This is a genomic window from Hydrogenovibrio sp. JE_KL2 (assembly GCF_009296185.1).
In the GTDB taxonomy this organism is placed as follows: domain Bacteria; phylum Pseudomonadota; class Gammaproteobacteria; order Thiomicrospirales; family Thiomicrospiraceae; genus Hydrogenovibrio.
This window is the reverse complement of the sequence record NZ_WBJR01000010.1, coordinates 1-1,033: the sequence shown is the minus strand read 5'-3', so window position 1 is coordinate 1,033 and position 1,033 is coordinate 1. Positions and strand designations below refer to the sequence as shown.

The 1,033-nt window shown below is 42.0% G+C and carries 1 protein-coding gene; it reads left to right on the top strand.

Annotated features, from left to right (window positions below; genetic code table 11):
• Positions 1 to 323: 323 nt before the first annotated feature.
• A partial coding sequence (locus F8R13_RS11395; RefSeq protein WP_152834678.1) for a flagellin occupies positions 324 to 1,033 on the top strand: 710 nt, incomplete at its 3' end.

The following is a 1,033-nucleotide window of genomic DNA, read 5'->3' as shown; positions in this document are numbered from 1 at the left end:
CCTTGTGTGTTAACGGCATTGTCCAGAAATGGCTTGCCGTTTTTTTTATTCCCGCCTTTAGCTTTTCCAAACGACCTCAATAACCCCAACCTGGCAGATTTTGCCATGCACCTCAATGCGCTAGATTTTTCGCCGGTCATTTAGCGCGAACAAAGCATTATTTTTCATGGTTTTTGTTAAGTGATTGAAAAAAATATAGATTTTTTTCAGTAAAAAAACTAAAGCATTTGTTTTACTGCCGATAAATAAGTTGAAGGCAACAAAGAATGCCTCACATAAATATATAAAAAGATACACACACAACACACACAAGGAGAATCACCATGTTAGTGATTAATACTAATATTGCATCTGAAAATGCAGTACGTCTGTTAGACAGATCTCAAAAAGAAATGTCAACCTCTATGGAGCGTTTGACTTCCGGTCTTAGAATCAACAAAACAGCGGATGACGCGGCAGGTAAAGCGGTTGTAATGTCAATGACATCACAAATCAAAGGTACCACCATGGCCATCCGTAACGCAAATGATGGTATCTCATTGGTACAAACCGTGGATGGTGCAGCGGAAGAAACGGTAAACATGCTTTATCGTATCCGTGAGCTAGCGGTTCAGGCATCCAACGATACTTACAGTTCAGCACAACGTTCACAAATGAACATCGAAGTTTCTCAGTTGAGAATTGAGATGGGTCGTATTGCCTCAACCACCAAATTTAACGGTGTAAAGTTGATGGCATCTAGTAAAACTGTTTCCATCCAAGCGGGTTGGGAAACAGCGTCACAAAACACCATCAAAATCTCACTGAAACGAGTAGCGGCATCAGCACTGGGTGTAACGGGAACGATTCAAACAGCAGCATCAGCACTAGGTGTAATGTCACAGGTAGATGGTGCGTTGGTATCAATTGCGAAGACACGTGCGAAGTACGGTGCGGTACAAAACCGTTTGGACTACACCGTATCGAACTTGAAAAACGTAAACGAAAACATCATGGCGGCAAGAAGCCGAATTGAAGATGCAGACTTTGCGAC